The organism is Erwinia sp. L03-1, assembly GCF_058686115.1.
In genome coordinates, this window is sequence record NZ_CM178762.1 from 2,637,007 (window position 1) to 2,658,716 (window position 21,710).

Sequence of the window (21,710 nt, forward strand, 5' to 3'; positions counted from 1 at the left end):
CCAAACATCACAAATCATCACAACCGGACTGAGTTATGCCGATCATAGCACCGATACCCAATAATGAAAGACGCCAGATGGAAAAAATTGTCCATAAAACAACAGATAAAAACCATTCCAGACGCCTTATGGCCATGCTGATGTTGCATCGTGGTGAATCGCTCAGTTATGTCGCTAAAACCCTGTGTGCAGCGCGTTCCTCTGTCGGTCGCTGGATTAACTGGTTCACATTATTTGGTATCGAAGGTCTAAAAAGTCTTCCGGCCGGACGTCAAAAAAAGTGGCCAGTGGAAGCGATGTTGCGCATGCTTGATTTACTGATTCAGCGCTCTCCTCAGGACTTCGGGTATCTGCGGTCACGGTGGAGCACCGAGATGTTAACGATTGAACTTAATAAGTTATTTAACTCAACGTTGCATCCTGGCTCAGTTCGCCGTTGGTTACCCGGGGCGGGAATTGTCTGGCGAAGAGCGGCTCCGACACTGCATATTCGCGATCCTCACAAAGAGGAAAAACTGGCAGCGATTGATGAAGCATTAGAAAAAAACTGCGCTGACCATCCGGTCTTTTACGAGGATGAAGTGGATATCGATTTGAATCCCAAAATCGGTGCTGACTGGCAGAAAAAAGGGCAGCAAAAACGTATACCTACGCCGGGAAAAAATGAAAAGCATTACCTTGCAGGAGCCCTTCATGCGGGAACAGGCCGGGTGGACTACGTCAGCGGGACAAGTAAGAACTCAGGTTTATTTATCAATATTTTACGTAAGTTGAAAAGCACATACCGCAGTGCAAAAACAATTACGCTAATCGTTGATAATTACATCATTCACAAGAGCAAAAAAACGTTGAAATGGTTGAAGGATAATCCGAAATTTATTGTTATTTATCAGCCAATTTACTCTCCGTGGATAAACAAAATAGAGCTCTTATGGTTGGCCTTGCACGAAACCGTCACGCGCAATCATCGCTGCAAAACAATGTGGCAATTATTGAATAATGTCAGACAATTTATGGAAGTCGCTTCACCTTTCCCTGGCAACAAACACGGGCTAACGAAAGTGAAGCGGTATTAAGCGCAGTTATTTAGAAGACCCATTGTTAATCGACCCCACCAGAGTAAATCCAGCTGAGCATATTAATTGGAGAATTGCAGCTGATCATCCACTTGCTGTCGCAGTTTCTGTATATGGACAGACTAGTATTGATTTGTTCGGCCTCAACCGCTCAAAACTCACAGAAGCTCGAAAAGAGCTACTATTAAAATTAAACTATGATTTTATATGCTTGAATAATCTAATTAGCTCAATGGTAAAATTACCCACTGACGCAGTTTCCAGTTTAATACCAGCACTGGAAATGAACATTTAAAATTTTTTCAAAAATACCAGCAGTCATAATCAATATTCATCTTTCGCAAGCTACTTTGTGTGGGAAAAATTCAGAGAAGTAGAGTTTATGGTAAACGAATTGCTTGCCAGGGTAGAAACGTAGTGAACCGCCCCGGAAATCCTGGAGACTAAACTCTTTGAGAGAGAGGTAAACTGGATGACTAAAAATACGCGTTTTTCCCCTGAGGTCCTTCAGCGGGCCATCCGTATGGTTCTGGAGAGCCAGAACGAATACGACTCACAGTGGGCAGCACTCAGTTCCATTGCCCCGAAGACTGTCTGCACGCCAGAGACACTCCGCACCTGGCTTCGTCAGTATGAACGAGATACCGGTGGCGGTGATGGCGAACTGATGTAAGCACACCTGTTTAGTTCCACGCATTTTTTGAGATTTCCGGTTTTTCAGCCATTAACCGGCACTCTTCCGGCGTCAGGTTGTTCTGGGATTCGTGAGGCCATTCCATCAGCCAGCGCTCGGTTATACGAGATGTTTACATTACCTTGATGAAAGCAGGGAAATGATGCAAGAATAAACCGATAAGTTGAAAAAGCGGCCTTCCAATCAAGAGTAGAACAAATGATGACAAATCAACGTCATATCTGAACAAGGATGCTAAAAGAATAAATGCTTTTTGAGTATGCCCTCCATAAAGATACAAACAAAATTGTTCACGTTGATGCCGTTCCTAACGGCAAACGGTGTGAATGCATCTGTAAGAACTGTGGGGACGCTCTGGTAGCAAAGAACAACGGTAGGGTAATAAGCCACCATTTCTCTCACACAACCAAAGAAGAAAGCCGAGACTGTCAAATGACACAACTGCACATCGGGATGCAGCAACACTTCTTATCGATATCCAAGTTTACCCTTCCCCAAAATTCGTTAACTCTTGATGATACTGATATCTTTGTTCCTGAATTTGCTACAGATGTCAGTAAATCAACCCTTGAGTACAAACTCGGGAAATACTGGGCAGATGCGTACCTAGAGACAGGCATTGGTGGCGTAGCAATTGAAGTCTGGGTTACTCATGAATGTGAGGAAGAGAAGAGACAATATTACATCGACCATCAGATTGATTCGATTGAGTACCGTTTTCCACCGAATGAAAACAGGAGCATTGACGAATGGATCGCTCTACTAAAAGTTAACTGCGTAGACTACAAATGGATCTACCACTCAGCCCTGGAGAAAAAGAAACTCAAGCACCTGGAAAAGATTGAACAAGAAAAGCAACGGGTCAAAGCTGAAAGAGAATCTAAAGTACACGAACTCATTAAGCGTTCTATGGAGGATAAAACGCTGTATCTCCCCGGCATATGCAAAGACATAGTAGTCGAACACAATGGTAAGACGCATAATATAAATAGAGAAGTATTTACTGCCCGCACCGTTATATGTCAAAAAGTCTCGCTGACATTTGAGTCTGATGAATGTGTCATTCTCGATATATTTACTGGAGGTAGAACGATCAGAGTTGGTTATTCATACTCAAGTTGTATTCCTGAATTGCGAACTCCCGCTGGGAAATATGCGATATGTAATTACTTTGACGATGAGTCTAATGTTATTCATTGCTCATGGTTGAAACATCCTTCTGTGGAGGCAAGCATTCAGAAAAGAAGAAACCAATATATTCTAGAATTAATTAACATCGACAAACTGCGCCATATAAAAGAAAAGGTTGAAATGTTAGCATCTCAATACTCAAACGGTTACGACACATTCTTCAAGGCTAACTATTCTTTTTGGAAAGAATGGATGATTAAGAGACGTCTTTTTACACCAGTATTAGACAAGAAAGGCCCTTCTTTCCCACGGCACCTGAAAATGAATCGAAAACATGAGCAACTATGGCCTTTTCAGACGTTTCACATTCTTGTTTTAAGTACTCTCGCCGAAATCATCGATTCATATCCGATTAACAGACCAATATATTATCGGGATTTATTCATAGAACTAGCGCAACATTATGGTTTATCAGAGCAATATCAAGCCATATTAAAAGAATTTAAATCCTTGAATAGTTCTTCTTCTTTTGATGAACTTATCGATGAAGAGAGCATTATAGAAAAGTCTCTTGAACCCTATGCAATGCTTGAACTTGTTTTGTTGCGAAAAGATCATGCTAAAAGAAAAGGCTCTCTGGTATCCTCATTGAAAGTTTAATTATTGAACAGACTCATATTATTGGTCAGAATTAATGCAATACCGGTATTATAATATCCTGCTGTTTGGTCCACTTCACCATCCATGTTAGGTTGATCAAATTAATCTTTCTGCTAAGTAGATTACTAATTCACGACTATGTACATCCACTTCTCGCACTTGGCAGACCACATGACTTCGAGCCAGAAGCGGAAGTTGGAGTGCCAGAAACTCTCTAAAAATTGATAACTCATTTTGCAGGGATACTTACAGGAAGTCGTCGTAGCTTTATAATTATTAGAATGCGTAGATCATTTTAATAACGACAAAAAACCGCCCGAAGGCGGTGAGGATAATTAGACTTCTTCAGTACTTGTTATAACTGGAATAAATTCACGGTGTGTCTTTTCAAGATAACATGTTGCATCATCCCTTGATGCCTCTAGATTCAATTGCTTACTAAAGAAACTTAATTTTGCTCTTGCTGCATTCAGCACTTCAGCCCAAGTCATAACCCATACTTCAACATTTAACTCAGCATCATCTAATGTTTTACCTTTAGGCCACCCACGTTGATTAGCCCTACGTTCAGCATACTCATCCATTGAGTTAGACACTGCTATGAAAGTCCATTTTGATTTAGTATGATCAAAACGTTCATCCCCAGAGACAGATAACGCGTATTTTTCGACCTGACCGATAACATCGTAATTAATTTTCTGAGAGGGCCGTTTAAGCTCAACGACTAAATACTCTGTATAGCCTTCATATGGTTGACGGCACTTTGCGAACATTAGGTCAACGCGGCCTTGCCTTCCATCTGGGAGTAATACAGGTTCGTTATCATCCTCATCATATCTTTTGCCAAGATGCTTCATATGTTTTTTTAAAACATCTTCAAGCCAGTCTTCAGAACCTGCAAGGAAAAAATCCTCTCGAAAAAGCCAAGCTTCCTTTTCTATAATTTTATGAAGCTGATCTCTTTCCAATAATGTTTTCTTTGTATTTTTATCATGTAAAAGATTATCTAGCCCATTAATAAAATCAACTCTATTAGACACAATCTGAGAAGCACTAATTATTGATGATAAGGTTGTCCTCTCCAATAACGCAGCCAATTCATCTTGCTCTTTAGACTTCAAACCTAAAACTTCGGTTAGAATTTTTTGAACAGACGTGGGATTCTGTTTAATCGCTTGAGATAGGAGCATAAAGGTGAATTTTTTTGTTTTCCTATCAGCACTTTCAAAGCTTTTGAGATAGCTTTGAACATTAACCGCAAGAATATCAAACACCTTTCGTTCAATTACTTCTGTCGGACCTTGGAGTACGTCATCGTTATATGGGTAAATTTCTTGTTCTTTCCAAGAGTCGACGATTTTGGATTTATTAAGAAATGCTTTGTCGAGAAAATGAATCTTCGCCCGTTGAATGATAGCATCTTTAATCGCTCTAACCTCTGGAATAAGCTCACCTAAAGATACTTCATTTTTATCACTTAGCGTCTTAAAGTAATCACACTTCGCGTAGAGTGTAAAATCATACCCAGGAGCGCGAATAATCTGCCCAATCTTCTCTTTGTATAGTGAAAATCCTAATAAATCACAGTAATGAAGTTCCCTATTAACTTTCTTTTTCCATTCTATAATAGTCAAGGAAGCATTAATCAATGAACCATCTGGGAGACTCACCCCGCCTATATCGTAGTCCTGTTTGTCAGACCAAGCATCAAAAGGTGAGACACTCTTACCTAAGAAGATTAATTTCCTACTTGGATACTCTGTAAGGAAAAGAGCAAACTCCATGATTAGATCAGCTAAAGCATCTTCAGTTAATAAAAGTTCCGCAGTGTTACTAGCATTATAAATCTCTACTTGTGTACCTACATCTTCATCATAAACTAACTCTGGCTCACTGATTGTAAAATCGTTAATTTTATTAGCATCGGTTGAAATCGTGTATTTATATTTTGATCCATTTTTTTCGAACACGGTTTTCCAATGAACTTGTTCACCAAGAGAAAGAGATTTGAATCTCCCCCGCCCAAACTGGCCATGGAGGGAACGATCTCCATTTGCCTTCTCAGCTTTTTTCCAAGATTCTCCGACATTACCAAAGTAATCCACAACTTTATTGTGAGCAATTCCGGTGCCATAATCCTTAATCAGAATTGCTTCTATCCCCCCAAAGGCCAGATCCGTCTTAATCTCGATCTCAACACGCTTAGATTTTGCATCAAAACCATTCCAAATTAGCTCACTCAATGCGGCAACTGGTTTTGCATGAGCCAATCCAGTAAGAAAGTCGGCTCCAGCTTTGACGGTGATTCTTGACATACGTATTCCTTGACATAGTGTGTTTAAGAATACTGCCATAAAATGGTAGATTTCCTAAGAACTAATGCTGTCGTTAAAAAGTACAATATTCAGCTAGTTCAATCTTAACGTTTGATCTGGAAGTGAAATCCATCAGTCAGCGTTTTCCAATCACCACCCCATGACCTGCCCCTCGTTCATAACAGAGCCTCCGCACACTGCGCTTGATCGAAGGACCAATAGCAGACAGGGCCGTAGCCCTTCATTTCAGAATGATGCCAAAGGAATATACGGATATGTCGCTGACTTGTTACGAGTTTCTTCGATCTCCTGATTGAAATCATCAATACATATCTTCTTGAAAGTCACTTCAAGAAGAACCTCGTAATAACCAACTAGTTGAGTGAATGTACGAGCACCACCATGACGGCCATCCTTGAGCGCTTTGTACAGAGTGGTATTTACTGATCTAATATTTGACGTGCTGGGGGCTTCTTTTGACGCTTTTATGAGCTTCTGTAGGACAGCCAGTGTGGTTGACTCGCCTTTTATTTTCCTTTTCTCATCGTCCGTCAGAGAAATGAACGTCTGGAGTACCCTGATAAGACGTTTCATTCTTGGGTCTGATTCAGCTTTCAGCGGTTTAGTAATCCCGCAGCCACTCTTTTTACTACCACCGGAGGACTCGCCCGTAAGGGGGTTGTATGATGGAATTTCCTCAGGTCGCTGTCCGTTCAACTCGAACCACCCCTTTGCAGCATACAAGCCACAGGTAAAATACCCTGTAAGCTTCGGATTCTCCCTGCTGGTGAACAGGAAAAGGTAATAATCCGTCGTTAGTAGTCCATCGTGATAAGCGGTTTTCTCCTGTCCCGGTAGCAGAACCGACCGTGTGATTGCTTCAACATAGTAGTGTTTATACGCCGCATCTCTTACCGCTTGAGTCGTCTTGCTGTACTCCTTTGGCCAATCCATTTAGCTCTCCAACTTGATGTTTTCAACGGTAACAAAAGTAACAATGTAACATGCAGTCATTTCAACGATCTCAGTGTTGCCACCCATTTTGAGCAATCGTATCAAAGTAACAAAAGGGGAATATTTTGTGGTTCATCGCCCTCTTATCGCTTTCCAGCCCACAGCCAGTACCTCTCGGCCAACAATAGTGTCAATTTCTGTAGGGTGCAACTGTGGGCGATTTTGCTGCGGAGACGCTGATAATGAGGAAATGTGGTGGATTACTGAATGTAACCACCTGAAAAAACATAAATTAAATGTCAGTTCCTCGCTGAAAGCAGGCTAGGATCACCTGCCGGCTATGCACATCATGAAAGAGCTAAATGTCCCGTCTAGTTTATCAACCGGGATAAGCTGTAATTGACTGAGTGGCTCCCCTTAATGCTTTTTCTCAATCAACAGATATGGATGGGACCAGTCAGTGATCTCTTCATAAGAAACAAACCCATCGTGTTCCAGCGCACAAACGCCCTTATGGCTGGCAACGTAATCGTATACGGCCTGACTTTCCAGGCCCTGTAACATATGCGAAAGCAGCTTCCGGCGCATCACATCTGACTTCCTGTGTTTACGCGCTGCCACATCTTTATAGGTAATGTTGAATGGTTGCCCTACCGCGTTGGTAACGCATTTGCCATAACGATTGGTCAATGCTGTGCCTTCATAATGATCCAGCAGTAAAGCCAGATCTCGCCTCAGGGGTTTCAGAAGGTGCTTCCAGCGTTTCAGTACTCGCTCAGCCTCGACCCTGCCTAACTCACGATTCAACAAGCGTCTTGTGCTGGATTTAAGAGATAGCGTAACGAACCCAGCATTGAATACACTCGAAAACCGGAATTGCCTCACCACCTCCTCCGCAACACGTAATACCCGGCAGATATATTGAGTTTCCAGCACCTCCAACGACTTAGACGAAATGCCAATATTCAACAACTCATGTCGCAGTATCTCAAGCTGGCATCCCTTGATGTCATAGTTCACACCACGCGCCAGACACGCCCACTTCATGCCAGAAGGCAGACTTTGAAAGCCAGTGCCAATCTCAAAGGATCTCCCGCCAATGTACGCAGTCTTATAAGATTGCCTGTAAGAGACCGTCAATGGTGACTCCTTCACCAGATCCACACCTGTTTCAGCTAGTCGCGACAGGAAGTTGAAAATGAATATTTTGTTCTTCTCCGTGGGATTCTCGTTATAGTAATCCAGCAATGCATCCAGATTGATTCCAAGCGGCTCAAGGTTGTTCCACACACTCACTACCCGTTCCCTGAAGGCAGCGTTAGGGATATCGCGTTTAGACTGTTGATGTTTAGCATGCTGCCCACGGTCGATCGCAACGCCGATCAGATCATCAAATGAGTAGCTTTTACGCTTGGTGAAAATGTCAGTCAGATAATCGTAGCGATCCTTACGGCTAAGGTATGCCTCGCGGTCATTGCCAAACAAATTACGCAAAAAACGTTGAGAAACCGCATATTCCCTGCATAAATGGTTAGTATTGGAATAACCGGTTAGTTTAATGATTCCCGCCTTTTCAAGAGCCTCCATTGCACGCTCATGGGTCGGCCCACTTTTCTTAAATACGCCGGGAAGTTTCTCTCTTCCCAGTTCAAATGGTACTGGCACAGAATAGGACCATTTCTTATTCGCCTTAATCTTTGCTTTTCTCCTGTTCTTACGACTACAGGTAGCGACACAAATAACATGCTGAAGAAATACTGCTATATTACGATAAAATGGCCGTTTTAGACTCGGTACACCATTATAAGGAATACTGAAAACGATCGTCTTGAAGTAATCCAGCGTTGAATCTGTCACAAGGATATTGTTATGCGTAATGTATGGCTTCATAATTCACCTGTATATAGAGATCAAAGCACCATGCTCTGACCCCATTTATTTACAACTGAATTACTCAAACCTTACGTGAACCCAACAAGGTTCAGATGGTTATTAGATGATAATAACATTGGAGGCTGGTGCCTCATGATAGCTGATACTGGATAATGGCTATAGTATGTAATGACATATATGCAATAATATAGAGATAGAGTGTATATAGAGCATAATAGACACTGCTATATACCTTGTAGAAGCAAATAGCGAATAAATATCAGCTTAGCCAGAATGGGATTAGCAGATATACAAAACATTACCGATTATAAAACGGTACAACTTCTTCCCGGTGATATTCAATAGCGGTTGTAGACACATGTACATATTCCTGATTTCGGGCTTTTGATACCTCAACTTTGCTCAAAACCGCCAATACTTGCAATTGTCAGAGTCAGGGAAAACCATCGGCGATTTCCCCCTACCATTGTACGAGGTGCGGATCTGACCCAAAACGATACCGGTAGTTAGTCGGTCTGCCACACTAAAATCCGGTAACATTGGGCGGTTTAGAACCATCGTTTTCAGCACCTTAATTTTATACAACGGCCATTTTCATGCTTGTAGCAAGCGGCCTCCTTGCCGCACCACCATTACCCCTGCTTCATATGCGTTGAAGCCATTTCTGGCGAAGGTCAGGTTGCCAGTATTGCGGTTGTGCCAGAATTCCAAGTTTCTCCACGACAAGCGGTAACATTGCCCATATAGCCTCTGAATCGAACAGTTCAACACGATGCTGGCTCATGACTTTATCAACACGTTTGTCAGCAGCTTTTTTCGTAGAACTTACAGGTTTACCGTTAAGCATCGCGGATGGCTTATAAGTCGCTCGGGCTACCGGGTAAGGGGCATTTTCACGTAACAAGCGGGCAAAGTCGGTTTCAAGCTCAGGATCTGTCAGCGCATTGCGATCATAAAATGCAAGTTTAGATACCAGATTATCCAACCTGAGCAGGTTACTCAGCAGAAGCTTTTTCTTGCCGGGGGACAAGCGTAATTCCAAACGCAGAAACCGCCGGAATTGGTTCTCCTCAAGCATAAGAAGCGCCTGTTCATATCTTTTCTCAGTACTTATTTCCGGCGCATCAACCTTTTCGTAGACGGATGCTACAACGGTCGTAGAGCCCAGCCGTAACCCTTCCTCTTTCCCATGTAAGTCGTTGAACTTACCTTTACGAACACAAGCCAACCCAATAAAATAGTCGTGGAGTTTCATTCCCACAACATCCAGCGCGTAATGGATAGTAGTTATCCATGCATTACGTAACCCCCGGTACAGATATTTACCGATACGCCCCCTTCGTCCCAGCCATACAAACAAATCCGTTATCTGTTGCGCTGAATAGTGCTGCGGGCTGAGCTCTACTAGCATAAATCCACGTTGACTGTTGGTAGGGTCGAACTGGATCACCAGCAGTACAGGATGTCTTCGACTTTTATCTTTTAGCCGTATTTCCAATACCCAGCGATAGTGTCCACCGCACTCATCCTTGCCAGCAGGACGAACCTTTATCAAGTTATTCAGCATTGTCTCACTGAATGTCTAAAGGTATCAGAATGTATGAATAAAAACAAAAATACAGTTACTTATGATCTCATGCAGTCTCATAAAAAGCCTTACAATATCACTGAGTTTTTTGGTACATTTTGGGTACGCGTTAAAAACTGGATTATGCCAATGCTAAAAACTAAGACAGACGTTCTACGTTTCTCTATTCCTGAAGGCAAGAACATGAAAAAAGAGAGCGTCTTCAGCAACGGTCTAACTGGTCTGTATTTTGTAGCTCGCCGTAACCCATCTGGCGTTATCACTAAAAGCTGGCGATACATCGCTGCCGGATATGATATCACTTTAGGAACATACCCATCACACAGTCTGGAAGATGCAAGGCATTGGCACTACCAGCAGGTTACAAAAGTGAAAAGAGGTCTGACTCCCAATAAAATAGATTCAGAGACGCCTGATAACATGGCTGGGCTGTTCAAGGAATGGCTGCAAATAAAATGCCCCGAGCCATCCAGAGCGAACAGAACATCTATCTGGAACAAACACTGCAAATCACTACATAGCCTCGCCCCAGATAAGCTGACCTATCAAAATGTATATATGTTACTTCTCGCTCTTGGTCCTACTAACGCTGCACATCGAGTATGTCAGATTGTTCGGGCAATGATGCTCTATGCATTCCAAGCCCATGGCATAGAGGGGCAACCGGGTCAGCCAGTATACGTTCCTCAAAAATTATCTGAAGTACATGATCGTAAAATTGTGGCGGCGGTGATAGGGAAAATACGAGAAAACTGCCTGAATAAGGAACAGTACCACACTCTCTGGCACAGCCTCGGTGATTCCCCCTCGCATGCAGCAATGCGGTTTTTGATGGTTACCGGGGCGAGAAAAAGCGAGGTAACGGAAATGGTATGGGCGGAGCTGGATCTCGAAGCTAAAACGTGGACACTGCCAGCCCACAGGACAAAAACTCGACAGGAGCGAATTTATCCGCTTCCTGATATGCTGATCGAATTGTTGCAAGAATGGTCGTGGACGCAGCAAAAACCAGATGGTCTTGTCTGGAGTTACATTGGAAGATCAACAATGGCACATGCCGCTGAAAGGTTACGTTCCGTAGTAGGAAATGAATTCACTACGCATGATATTCGTCGTAGCGCCGCTTCTTTGATGAGTGGGGAGGCGGGAATTGACCCAATGATTGTCGATTTGCTCCTGGGGCATAGCGTGAAGGTTGTTACATCTAAGATTCTGGCCACATATCAGCCGAAAGCTTTTCAAGAAGGTGTGAATGCTGCATGGCCTGTTTGGTTTAAGTGGTTTGAAAAGGCTGTATTCTTTAAGAATGAATTATCATGATTGAATTTTAATGCGAAGAACGCAATAGACTGAGAACTAAGCTTATTTCTGCAACCAGCTGTACAGTGTTTGGCAGGCTACACCTAACTCAAGGGCGATATCTTTCACCTTCTCACCTGTTTCCTTCCGTGCCTGCATTCTGGCAACCGCCGCCAGCCTTGTGCTCATATCGACTATCTTTATCGCTGGTGACTGCTCCCAGAGACGTTGCGATTGCAGTCGTTTGGTATGCATTTCCGCAATATATGCTGTGCCGAAGGGTTTTTGGCGACCATTTAAGGCATTGGCTTCTTGCATGGCTCTCGCCAGCGCCATTGGATCTACTTCACCGCTTGCGATTTTCTGGCGTATAAATTCCGAATGTTGCCGCCGTTTAGCAAAGCCCGATATAGGGATTTTCTTCATAATCTGCCATTTTTCACGATATTCCATCGCGGTCATATCATGGGCGAGCCGAACATGCGTTCCCACAGACGAAAAGAGCTTGCCGCACTCAAGACACTGCACATACTCATGGTTATGGTGCGCTTCCGCTTCTTCCTTGCTGGAGAATGGCGTGGTTCGCAGTGGTACGGGCTTCTGATTGCCAACAAATCCTCGCCAGCATTCCAGTAACAGAGGCCATCGACTGGCAATAAGATCCTCCAGCACTTCTTCACGATATACCTGAGCACCATGACTCAATCCGGCAGTTTCCCCGGCTTTTCCAGGCAGGAGTCCGGCCAGCCGCAGTGCGGCATAAGCCGCCCACGAATCCTGGTGACGACAGTTCGCAAAAGGCGTTCTCGTCCAGGGCGTGAAGCGTTTTTTACAGTCGCGGCATTCATACAGACGAGGATTGCGCAAAACGAAGTTTTTTGCGGTACACCACGGGCAACAAACAGGTTTCATCGCGGGTATAAGGCGCAAGTATCCGAGAAAAGCTTTTGCCTCCGTATGCAGAGTGCCCGGAATGTTTTCCCGCCAGCTATCAGTCGTCAAAGTCCTTACCATGTATCCGCTCTCCGCAGCTCTATTTCCAATAGAAATTATTTAGCCTAATTCACTATTTGTGATGCGCATCCTTAGTATGTATGTCCGGGAAATGAATGTATGCTAAAGCAGAATTTGTTATCAGACAAATGAGGAACAATTAAATTTGGAATGTCATAGCCAGCGCCCTGTAATTGTAAATACATCGGTAGACCATTGACTGACTTGCATTGTTGACTAACTTTCAAAAACACCGCGTCCGTTTCTGTATATAAATATACCGAATATAAATCATAACCTTCAACCCTCAGAAGTGGAATAGATAACTTTGATGTTGATGGAAAATCAAGTTTTATTACATTCCTTTTGGCGTCAGAATTGTAATATACCAGATCAACTTGATTTAAAGGTGACTCTGATGATATTAGGGTTACATGCCCGAATGAAGGACGAGACTCTGCTTCTACTAATGTCAAGTCACTGGAAATACCAGCGCATCCCGTTATAAAACAGACAATTAAAACAACAAGCCTTTCCATAACGTTAGTCTCCCAACTCACGAGCAGTGTCTTTATCTGACATCAAAAACCCTTGAGAAAATTGCCAGTTCGGCACTCCTTTGCACAAAATATCAGCCACTCTTTCGTCACCTACAGGAGAATCATTTTCATCAACAACTTTTTCATAAATAGAAGTATCGCCATCCTTTAATTTAAATGAATCTAAATGAATCTAAATGATACCCTCCATTACAATTGACCGTATACTCTTTAACTAAGCTATTGAATTTTTTCAATTTTCATACGTGTAATATTTTTTTGTTAAAACCCTGAGAGAATAACTTATTTTTTGATGTTTTTCCTTGATGCTACTTAGATCAAGTTGCTTTACCATCTGTTTGCTATAACCACCTATATAATACCATTTTTTTATCTCACTATTTGGAGTTACTCCTACCGCCGCAGTGCAATTATTTACAAAAGCAGAGCCACATAACAACATAATAAGTATCGACAAGAAATACTTGTACCCTATGCATTTTTTAATCATCGAAATCCTTCCCCCGCAATTTCCCTATCCTCATCCGCATCGTCTGCGGCATCTGATCTTCATTGTCATCCCGAAGCCCGAGCATGATGTTGTACCCCGAAAAGAGAGCCGGGTCGCCAAGCCTCGGACGAGGCAGCAGACGAACCGGGATAGTCAGGTGCAGGCTGACATCGTAATCACATCCCAGGTACGTCTTCAGCAGCGCAAACACATCCCTGCGCAGCTGGCCCCGTGGCATCCACCCTTTTGCCTCATCGGCATCCTCGGTACTCATTTCAATGCGCATGCAGTAGTTTGCATCTTCGACTTCATCCCCCAGAATAGGGCGTTCACCCAGCGTCATTCCCCCGTGAATTTTCATTCGCGCACGTTCAGCCACCGGCATCCAGACCGGATGATGCGGGATAACCTTCACCTGTGTATTCGGCGCCTGGCTGCGGATCACTGCGGCCACACCTTCAGTCGTGTGGGTTGGATGCAGTAGCGGCTGAATAATTGCCAGCAGGCGTGATGCAGGCAGTTCCCGGCTGTGGGTAATGCCGGTCAGCGCCATCAGGCTACGGGAGAACTTATCCGTACCGCCGTCTTCAAAGGTTGCGGGGTAACTGTATTTTTTCCAGACACGGTAAAACTGCGTCATCAGCCGATGATTGAAGATATCGAGGAACGCGGCCATTGAATCAGCCCCTTCCCGCCCCTGGTTGATATCGTCAATGTAGGCAGTCGGCAGCGGAGAATCCACGCCGTACAATCCCAGAAATTTTGTTCTGACGGTCGGCGGGGCATCCGGGTTATCCGGGTCGATTTCAGTCCGCTTCAGCTCGCTGGATGGAAAACCTAAATGGGGATCGGGCCTGAAGCGCACCGGGTCACTGTCAGGATAAAAACCTGTACCCAGCGAATTCCCGCCAGCCTTCTCCAGCAGCTGACAGAAGCGGTAAAAATTGAACCGCGCAGTCTGATCGTTACCGTCGCTGTCGAGCCAGAATGGCGGCAACGTTTTCTTGTCATCAGCGTTGTTCACATCAGCACCCTGTCAATCCGGCGTTCCGGCCACGCCCATTCCGTGCCGGACCCGGTGAGCACCACCGTCAGCTGCGTAAAGCGGATAACGCTGGCGTACTGTGTTAAGAACTGTTCCAGTATTTCGCAGAACAACCGCGCATCACCCACACCACTGAACTGTGTTTCATCCAGCCCGACGCGAATGCGTACGCCGTGCCAGCTGCGGGAAGAATTGTACGCCTGCTGATAGCTGACCTCCCGGATACCCTCAATCCGGCGACGATTGTTCTCATCTTCCGTCCAGTTAAACAGCTGCAATACCGCCCGAAGATTTTCGGCATCGCTTATCATCTGGCTCAGGGCGCGGGGATGCAGCTGCGCCATGATATGCCACTGGTGCAGCTGCGATAATGGCGGATAACACGGCATCGAAGGCGCATGCCGGGTCTGGCTGCGCAACGTCTGATTGCCGGTCGTGGTTACGCCATCAAAGACCGCAGCATCAAGCGCCATGCGCGGGTAGTTGCCGTTGGTGCAGGTGATGTTCATAAACAGCGTGGCATTTTCCTCGTGAAGATCCTGCTCCCCGGACGTACCGCCCAGCATCAGCAACGTCTCATGCAGACCACTTACGCCGCGCCAGATACGGGTATGAAAGTACCGTTCCGGCCAGCTCTCCTTACGCTGCAACATCCCGCCTTTGTGCCGGAATTGCCGGTACGGCACATACTGGCGTTTGTCCAGCGTCTCGCTCGCGGCCACCTTATCCACGCTGTAAATTTCAGTGTGATGATCGCGAAGCCGGTGTGGCCGCAGCCGGTAATCCAGCTTTGCGGGCTCCACCTTCAGGGGTTCAGCGTTGAGGGTGAACAGATTGATCAGCGGGACACAGTGGATACGCAGAATATCTTCCGGCACGGGAATATCCCGGCTCAGTGGCTTGCTCAGATGAAGTTCCAGCTCAAAATGCTGACAGTCTTCCCCGAGCGGCAGCGTATCAAGGCCCGTCAGGGTAAAGAACGCAAACCGGGCCGGGAAGCTGAAGTATTCCAGTAACGGGCGCACTTCACCGCACAGCGCCGGACTGTCACTCTCCGGCCAGACGGATGACCAGTTTTGCTGCCAGCGCGACGACAGTTTGCCGTGAAACGGCTGCGGGTCGGGATTGCCGGTCTGCGGCAGACGCACCGTGATATGCGAGACATGATGCGTCAGCGCCAGATACAGCATCGACTGTAAGGGCCGATCGCCGTGGATATAGAGCGGGATCTGGCTTAAATCCGTCTGAGACGGGTCAGCGTACTGGCTGAATGAAAACCGCAGCGTCAGCACCTGATGACCGTCCGTGTGAAACTGTCGTCGGACGTTGTGCAGCTCCAGCGGGTGCAGTACCAGTTCATCGGTCGTGCGGTACGGGCAGCGCAGTCCGGTATCATCCATTGGCCGGGTCAGCAGCGTCGTGCCTGCCGGGATCACCACATCCCTGACCTGGGCAACCATTTTCGGGGTCAGCTCGACCACGGCCATCGAGGGCTGCGTCCGGTTGGCTATCGGCAGCAGATGGCCCAGCAGCGGCTCCGTCAGCTCCGGGATATCGTCATCCAGCTTGCGCCTGAGTTGTGCCATCATCAGCGAGAAGCCCTGGAACAGCTGCTCTACGGCATCATCAGCTTTATGAGACTGTCGGTCGATGCCCAGCCGCCGACCGGCCTCCGGGTGTTGTTCAGCAAACTCACGCGCCGCCGCCTTCAGCCAGCGCATTTCGCCGTCGAAATATTTCAGAAAATCATGGTCATTCATTCTTTCACCGGTTTCAGCAGCAGCGTGTTATCACGGACTTCAATGACGCGCGGCTCATCCGGGTCAAGTGAGTCGCGGCTCAGCACCTGCTTCCAGGTGCCACGGGTTCTGTCCGGCTTGCGGAACAGCCCGACCACCGCCACAAACTGCGATTTTTCGTCCATAGGGATATCAAGGTTGATCGTCTGACCCGGATAAACGCTCAGCTGGCGCTGTGCCAGCAATGATTCCTTCAGCACCAAATCCGGCTGTGCCAGCAGGTCGGTGTAATCCGTATTATCAAAGGTCTTGCGGTCGTTCAGTTGCAGGACACGGATACGCAGCGGCATCGCCTGCTGCGCGTCATCGGCATTAATGGCGCTTCGGGCAGCGAAGCTTAGGTGCAGTGTCTCCACCTGGCGATAGAAAATCGCTTTCGCCACGCTCTGCGTACCCTGTTTTGTCTTCTGGTACAGGCCACAGCTGCTCAGCAGCAACAGGGGCAGACATAACAGCAGCTTTCGGGATGGACGGATTTTCATTGTTCACCTCCAGGGCGGATCCCCGCAGCGGCAGCGCCACCGGTCGAGAAAATCTGTGATGGCAACACAAACCCACGCAGATCGAGCAGCGACAGCGGCCCTTTCCCCAGCTCCGTGCGCAGCTGGTAATTCAGCGCCACACCGTCCGGGGTGATCCAGGCCACGCGGTACAGGTTGTCGCCCAGATCTGTCACCAGCGCTTTATCCAGCAGGCGAATGAAGCCCCAGCTTCCCGGCTCATCGGAATAGAGTAGGGCGCCGGTTTTCACGGTGCGCCAGGTCAGCGTGGTCCGGGGTTGCCAGCGGTTGTCCGGCCAGGTCAGGGTCTGCCAGCTTTCTTCCTGGTTGAAATACTGGAGTTTCTGTCTGTCCAGCGTCAGGTCGGATTCCACCACATCGCGGGAAGGCTTCGCCATCAGCTGGAAATGCAGCGCCACGTCGCCATGCGCAAAGGCCACGTTAGCCACACGGGTCAGGCGATTGAGCGCATTCAGGAATGCCGGGTTAAAGGTCAGCCCCTGGCTGTTCATCGCATCCGGCACCCACTTATCCCCCTTAAGCCGCAGCAGGCCCCCCAGGCGGGTCTGGATAAACTGCGCAATGCGACCGGTGTCGGAACGCATAAACTGCGCCAGCTCCGGCAGTGAAGCCTCACTCTGGCGGTCGGTAAACGGATAGCGGTCTGCGAACGACGTATTCCACGGGGTCACGATATCGCTTTGCCACTGGCTATTGAGGCTCTCCGAAGTCGGGGAAAGTACCTGCTCCCAGGCCTGGATCATCGGCTGCACAAAAACAGTCTGGCCGAAACCGCTCCACTCCTGACCGAGACTCGCAGCAATCAGACTGCCGTAGTCGCGGGTGTCGGTGAGATCGACCGCCTTGCCCTGAAATACGGTAAGCGCCAGTGACTGCATCATCGCCTGCGGATCAGGTGCATTCGTCACCTGCTGAAGCCGCAGGCGAACACGGGTGATGCGGGTCAGGAACGTTTGCAGGCTCAGGCTGTTCTGTGAGCCGTTCCCGCCCGTCAGCGACAGTAACGGGCCAAAGGTTGCATCAAGTGGGCCGTGTGCCTCATTCCCGGCCTGCTGAATGGCCTCTTTCGCCTTGTCGCTGTGGATCAGGTTTTTCGCTGAACTCACCAGCGAGTCGGTCAGGTCGCCCCCGGTCTGCCCGGCACGGCCCTGCACGTTCAGGGTGTTTATCAGCGCAATCAGCGGCGACTGCCGCACATCAGCCAGCAAAGTCAGCTGTTCAATCGACTCCGACAGGCTTCCGGCCTGATGCCATTGCAGGCTGTTGAGGAATTTAAGCCACGCCCCGGAATAATCAGAGAAGTACCGTGCCGTCAGCCGGGCTTTCAGTGTGTCAGGGGAAACCGTGCCGGTGGCATCGCCGGAATGCTGGGCATCGCTGAGCACCCAGTCAATTTCTTCCCGCCGTGATTTCGCCAGCTTCTCGATGGCTGGTTGAATTTCTTCTTCCCAGGCCTTACGCGTAAATACGCCGGGTACGGTGACATCAGTACTGAACAGCTGGCTGCTGTCCGTACCGTTCACCATCGCACTCAGAGTCATATCGGCGTAATCACGGGATACCTGCTCAATCATCTTCTGATAGCGGGTGGATTCTGCATTGCTGGCCCCTATCTGGCGAAGCAGGGCTGAGCGCATGCCGCTGACCAGACGCATGTCCGGTGCGGTTCGCCAATCCAGATGGGCCGGAAGGTTCTGCATCATGAACGCCAGCATGCTGCTGCCGACCATACGCCATGTGCCATCCTGCACACCCTCGCGCTGCGGCCAGAACTGCATCGTCGTCGTGCTGAAGAAAGCCGGGTCAGCTTTATCCGGGCGGGAAAGCATCAGGTACGCCCTGAGCTGGTCATACATCACTTTCGACTGCGTGGCTCGCTGCGGGTCGTCAGGCGGCAGATTGCGCCAGCTGTTCATCAACGAGGACAGGTGCTGCGCTGACGCATCCCGCAGTAACGGCATCGCCGCCTGCTGCCAGTACGGCCAGAGCGCGTCCAGTACGTCATCGTTGCGACTGAGGCCCATGCGCATATACCACGGCGCACCGTAAAGCTGCCGGTGTTGCAGGCGTTCAATTTCATGTTGCAGTTGGTAAAGCGCCAGCAACCGTTTCGGCAGGGGCTGACGTGTATCCGTGGCATTCTGTGCAAGCTGCCGATCGGCCTGCATCAGACGCAGATTCGCTGCCCATGAAAAGACCGTTGCCACCAGCCAGAACGCCAGCAGGCAGGTGCAGGCCAGCAGTAAGGACTTACGCCACGACACGCCGGTTGCCACCGGCTTTCGCCAGCGCTGCGCGAGTAAATCCAGCCAGGCTTTACCCGGTTGCCAGGCATGCCGTAAGGAGGCCGCACCCGAAGTGATGGCCGGGCTGAAGACCATCCCGCCGAGCGGCAGAGAACGTGCGCCTTCTGATAGCTGTGAAAGCGTGTGCGTCAGGCGTTCAGTACCGCCATCACGAAGGCTGTGGGCCAGCTGCAACAGGAACGTATGCCTGCGGTCATTGAGCGTCTGCTGCATTCCCTGTTGTACCAGTGCTACTTCAAGCTGGCTCAGGGAATGACGAAAATCCTCGGCCTCATCGCCCGGCGCTGACAGGAAGCCGGTTCCCTGCAACGGAAGTCCTGGCTGTTCCCAATCCGGCGCGTGAGTTTCCCACAACCACAGCGGCACTTCCCAGCCCAACAGGTGATACTGTTTTTGCAGCTGACGGGCAACGGTATCGAGGGTGTCGTGCGAAAGAACGGTCTGTTCATTCACAACCCAGATAAACGCCTCGGCAAGACGGCGACGGATCTTGCGCAGGGCTTTTAGCTGTACCGCATCCGGTTCATCCACCGGGCTACCGTGCCACAGCAACAGCGCCCCATGCCCTTCAAGCCAGTGCTGCGTCGTCAGCCCCGGAATGGCCTGCTCCACTTCGTTTTCTTCCCCGACAACCAGCATGATCCGCACCTTGCTGCGCCAGCGTCTGCCGTACTGGAAGCGCAGCTGAGTGGTAATGTCTTTCACCAGCTGATTTTCAGGTGGACGCTGTTTCTTATTGCCGGTAGCACCGGTTGCCTCCCGCGCCTTGAGCTTACCCAGCGCTTTCCAGCACAGAATGAACGGCGCACAGAACCAGATGAGTACCAGCCAGACTATCGCAGCCCGGAAGGCTATCTGCCCCGGTAACAGTTCCGGCAGGTCAAAGCCGCTTCCCGCAAAGTAATAGAGCAACGCCCCGAGCAATACCAGCAGGGTGATCGCGATGACGTAGCCAGTGACCAGCCAGAATAATGAGTGACGGGGTTCAGTGCGGGAGGTTTCCACGGGGAACGCAAACTCCTGTAATAAATTGAGATTCCATCAATGTCGCTGTCCAGCCGCAGGACTGCCCCTGGAGGGCTGACAGCGCGGCCAGAGACTGCATGACAAAAGGCGTAATTGGCCCGGCGTTACCCAGCCACGGCATCAGAACGTAATCGACGGCTGACCACTCGGACGGCAAAAGTGCATCCATCGAGAATGAATTGGCGGCCAGCATGCCTTCTGGCACGCCGCGCAGACCGGCATAGTGGCTAAGCTGCTCCGTCAGCTGCGTGGCGGTTTCCCCCGCGTCAGGCTGGAGTATTTCACTGCGCGTCATCAGGGCTTCAGCCTGGTGTCCACACAGCCAGGCAAAACCAGCTTCCGAAGCGGTGTATTCCGGTGAGGGTTTTGCCTCACCAAACCCCGCGCACAGCAGCAGGGTTTGTTCATCGTCGGGCATGGCATCAATCACCCTGTCCAGTTCGGCAGCGCTTTGCAGCTGAAGCACGTCTTCCGGCAGGCGAATACCATCGGATTCCAGCACCAGGCTGAACGCACTCAGGCTCTGCTCATCGCCCAGCCAGCAAAACACCTGCACCGGGCGGGTTTCACTGGATTCGCGCAAGCGGGTCAACACCAGACGGGCCAGATAGCGAGCCAGCAACACTGCCCGACTTTCCCGGCCTCCCAGCCCCAGCACCTTCGGGCAATGCAGCAGCACATTGCCCTGCGGATCATCGACCGTGACCGGAACAACAGGAAACGGCGGCGACAATAACGCCTGATGGTCAGCCTCTTTATCGCCCACTGGCGTAACCAGCATCACGGCTTCCACGGGCAACAAACGCGAACGGTGTCGCCACCAGGCCCGGACAGAGGACGCAATTTCCTCCCGGTACGTCTCACGATTCGAGATGGACTGAAGCCAGACCAGCCAGCGCAACGCCACGGCGACCAGCCAGACGATCAACGGACACACCAGACTCCAGAACCAGAAGTCAGGGGTTCGGGTGGGCTTACCTTCCGGCCACAGCAACATCGTTGCCATCGCGGCCAGAAACAAAATCACCGGCAGCGCAATCCCCCATCGCCGCCATCGGGCGGGATGAAGCTCGGCATACTCCCGGTAACGCGGTGGGAAGATCATCCGTGAACATCCATCGTGCTGAGTGAACTGACCAGCGTACAGCCGCAGGCGCATTTGTGGCCGTCGAGAGAAACGGCCTTACCGTTAACCGTGCTGCCTGGTGCGCCCTGGGCAATGGTGGTCATACCGTGCTTATTGCAACGGGCTTTATCCCCCACGCAGGCCACCGGCTTACCGAACGCCTCATAGCTGCCGCTCAGCACTTCACCGCCATATTCCTTCAGGGTATCTCCCACGCGAATCAGTTTTTTCAGG

General features: G+C 48.7%; 14 protein-coding genes and 2 pseudogenes. 4 read left to right on the plus strand and 12 right to left on the minus strand.

Annotated elements, in window-relative coordinates:
* Positions 1-35: 35 nt before the first annotated feature.
* Together AC4PCC_RS12160 and AC4PCC_RS12165 are read left to right on the plus strand one after the other, a co-directional pair.
* A complete protein-coding gene (locus AC4PCC_RS12160) occupies positions 36-1,076 on the plus strand; it encodes an IS630 family transposase (RefSeq protein WP_492124684.1) in 1,041 nt (346 codons plus the stop codon).
* A gap of 472 nt (positions 1,077-1,548) precedes the next feature.
* A pseudogene (locus AC4PCC_RS12165) lies at positions 1,549-1,743 on the plus strand (IS3 family transposase); the annotation flags it as partial.
* A gap of 16 nt (positions 1,744-1,759) precedes the next feature.
* Here the strand turns inward: AC4PCC_RS12165 and AC4PCC_RS12170 are convergent.
* A pseudogene (locus tag AC4PCC_RS12170) lies at positions 1,760-1,873 on the minus strand (IS3 family transposase); the annotation flags it as partial.
* Positions 1,874-2,202: 329 nt separating this feature from the next.
* Here AC4PCC_RS12170 and AC4PCC_RS12175 point away from each other — a divergent pair.
* Entirely contained in the window at positions 2,203-3,561 is a 1,359-nt protein-coding gene (locus AC4PCC_RS12175; RefSeq protein ID WP_233933080.1) for a hypothetical protein, read from the plus strand.
* Between the two features lie 335 nt (positions 3,562-3,896).
* Here AC4PCC_RS12175 and AC4PCC_RS12180 read toward each other — a convergent pair whose 3' ends face one another.
* The 4 genes from AC4PCC_RS12180 to AC4PCC_RS12195 form a co-directional block, all read right to left on the minus strand.
* Positions 3,897-5,876 (minus strand): ATP-binding protein, encoded by a 1,980-nt coding sequence (locus tag AC4PCC_RS12180; protein ID WP_492124685.1) that lies wholly within the window; start codon positions 5,874-5,876, stop codon positions 3,897-3,899.
* A 246-nt stretch (positions 5,877-6,122) separates the two neighbouring features.
* Positions 6,123-6,830: a hypothetical protein gene (locus AC4PCC_RS12185; RefSeq protein WP_261423217.1), complete on the minus strand. Its 708-nt coding sequence runs from the start codon at positions 6,828-6,830 to the stop codon at positions 6,123-6,125.
* Between the two features lie 417 nt (positions 6,831-7,247).
* Positions 7,248-8,720: a hypothetical protein gene (locus AC4PCC_RS12190; protein WP_492124686.1), complete on the minus strand. Its 1,473-nt coding sequence runs from the start codon at positions 8,718-8,720 to the stop codon at positions 7,248-7,250.
* 646 nt (positions 8,721-9,366) lie between these two features.
* Positions 9,367-10,290, minus strand: a complete 924-nt coding sequence (locus AC4PCC_RS12195) for a hypothetical protein (protein ID WP_492124687.1) — start codon at positions 10,288-10,290, stop codon at positions 9,367-9,369.
* 33 nt (positions 10,291-10,323) lie between these two features.
* Between AC4PCC_RS12195 and AC4PCC_RS12200 the strand changes: the two genes are divergently transcribed.
* The gene (locus tag AC4PCC_RS12200) at positions 10,324-11,631 is read left to right on the plus strand and encodes a tyrosine-type recombinase/integrase (RefSeq protein ID WP_492124688.1); all 1,308 of its coding nucleotides are present in this window, start codon (positions 10,324-10,326) and stop codon (positions 11,629-11,631) included.
* 42 nt (positions 11,632-11,673) lie between these two features.
* Here AC4PCC_RS12200 and AC4PCC_RS12205 read toward each other — a convergent pair whose 3' ends face one another.
* The 7 genes from AC4PCC_RS12205 to AC4PCC_RS12235 form a co-directional block, all read right to left on the minus strand.
* Positions 11,674-12,612 (minus strand): MucR family transcriptional regulator, encoded by a 939-nt coding sequence (locus AC4PCC_RS12205; protein WP_492124689.1) that lies wholly within the window; start codon positions 12,610-12,612, stop codon positions 11,674-11,676.
* 1,033 nt (positions 12,613-13,645) lie between these two features.
* Positions 13,646-14,677 carry a type VI secretion system baseplate subunit TssG gene (tssG, locus tag AC4PCC_RS12210; protein ID WP_492124690.1) on the minus strand — a complete coding sequence of 344 codons (1,032 nt, stop codon included), beginning with the start codon at positions 14,675-14,677 and terminating at the stop codon, positions 13,646-13,648.
* Complete coding sequence (gene tssF / locus AC4PCC_RS12215; RefSeq protein ID WP_492124691.1) at positions 14,674-16,458, minus strand: type VI secretion system baseplate subunit TssF; 1,785 nt, start codon at positions 16,456-16,458, stop codon at positions 14,674-14,676. The genes tssG and tssF overlap by 4 nt, the downstream gene beginning before the upstream one ends.
* On the minus strand, positions 16,455-16,979 hold the full coding sequence (tssJ, locus tag AC4PCC_RS12220) for a type VI secretion system lipoprotein TssJ (protein WP_492124692.1): 525 nt from the start codon (positions 16,977-16,979) through the stop codon (positions 16,455-16,457). The genes tssF and tssJ overlap by 4 nt, the downstream gene beginning before the upstream one ends.
* On the minus strand, positions 16,976-20,329 hold the full coding sequence (locus tag AC4PCC_RS12225; protein WP_492124693.1) for an ImcF-related family protein: 3,354 nt from the start codon (positions 20,327-20,329) through the stop codon (positions 16,976-16,978). Before AC4PCC_RS12225 ends, tssJ begins: the two co-directional genes overlap by 4 nt.
* Positions 20,310-21,455 (minus strand): hypothetical protein, encoded by a 1,146-nt coding sequence (locus AC4PCC_RS12230; protein WP_492124694.1) that lies wholly within the window; start codon positions 21,453-21,455, stop codon positions 20,310-20,312. The genes AC4PCC_RS12225 and AC4PCC_RS12230 overlap by 20 nt, the downstream gene beginning before the upstream one ends.
* The gene (locus tag AC4PCC_RS12235) at positions 21,452-21,709 is read right to left on the minus strand and encodes a PAAR domain-containing protein (RefSeq protein ID WP_492127507.1); all 258 of its coding nucleotides are present in this window, start codon (positions 21,707-21,709) and stop codon (positions 21,452-21,454) included. The genes AC4PCC_RS12230 and AC4PCC_RS12235 overlap by 4 nt, the downstream gene beginning before the upstream one ends.
* Position 21,710: the final 1 nt, after the last annotated feature.

Coding starts and splice junctions, on each gene's coding strand:
- AC4PCC_RS12175 (WP_233933080.1), top strand. CDS start 2,203: ATGACACAACTGCACATCGGGATGCAGCAACACTTCTTATCGATATCC.
- AC4PCC_RS12200 (WP_492124688.1), top strand. CDS start 10,324: ATGAATAAAAACAAAAATACAGTTACTTATGATCTCATGCAGTCTCAT.
- AC4PCC_RS12195 (WP_492124687.1), bottom strand. CDS start 10,290: ATGCTGAATAACTTGATAAAGGTTCGTCCTGCTGGCAAGGATGAGTGC.
- AC4PCC_RS12180 (WP_492124685.1), bottom strand. CDS start 5,876: ATGTCAAGAATCACCGTCAAAGCTGGAGCCGACTTTCTTACTGGATTG.
- AC4PCC_RS12185 (WP_261423217.1), bottom strand. CDS start 6,830: ATGGATTGGCCAAAGGAGTACAGCAAGACGACTCAAGCGGTAAGAGAT.
- AC4PCC_RS12190 (WP_492124686.1), bottom strand. CDS start 8,720: ATGAAGCCATACATTACGCATAACAATATCCTTGTGACAGATTCAACG.
- tssF (WP_492124691.1), bottom strand. CDS start 16,458: ATGAATGACCATGATTTTCTGAAATATTTCGACGGCGAAATGCGCTGG.
- AC4PCC_RS12160 (WP_492124684.1), top strand. CDS start 36: ATGCCGATCATAGCACCGATACCCAATAATGAAAGACGCCAGATGGAA.
- tssJ (WP_492124692.1), bottom strand. CDS start 16,979: ATGAAAATCCGTCCATCCCGAAAGCTGCTGTTATGTCTGCCCCTGTTG.
- AC4PCC_RS12230 (WP_492124694.1), bottom strand. CDS start 21,455: ATGATCTTCCCACCGCGTTACCGGGAGTATGCCGAGCTTCATCCCGCC.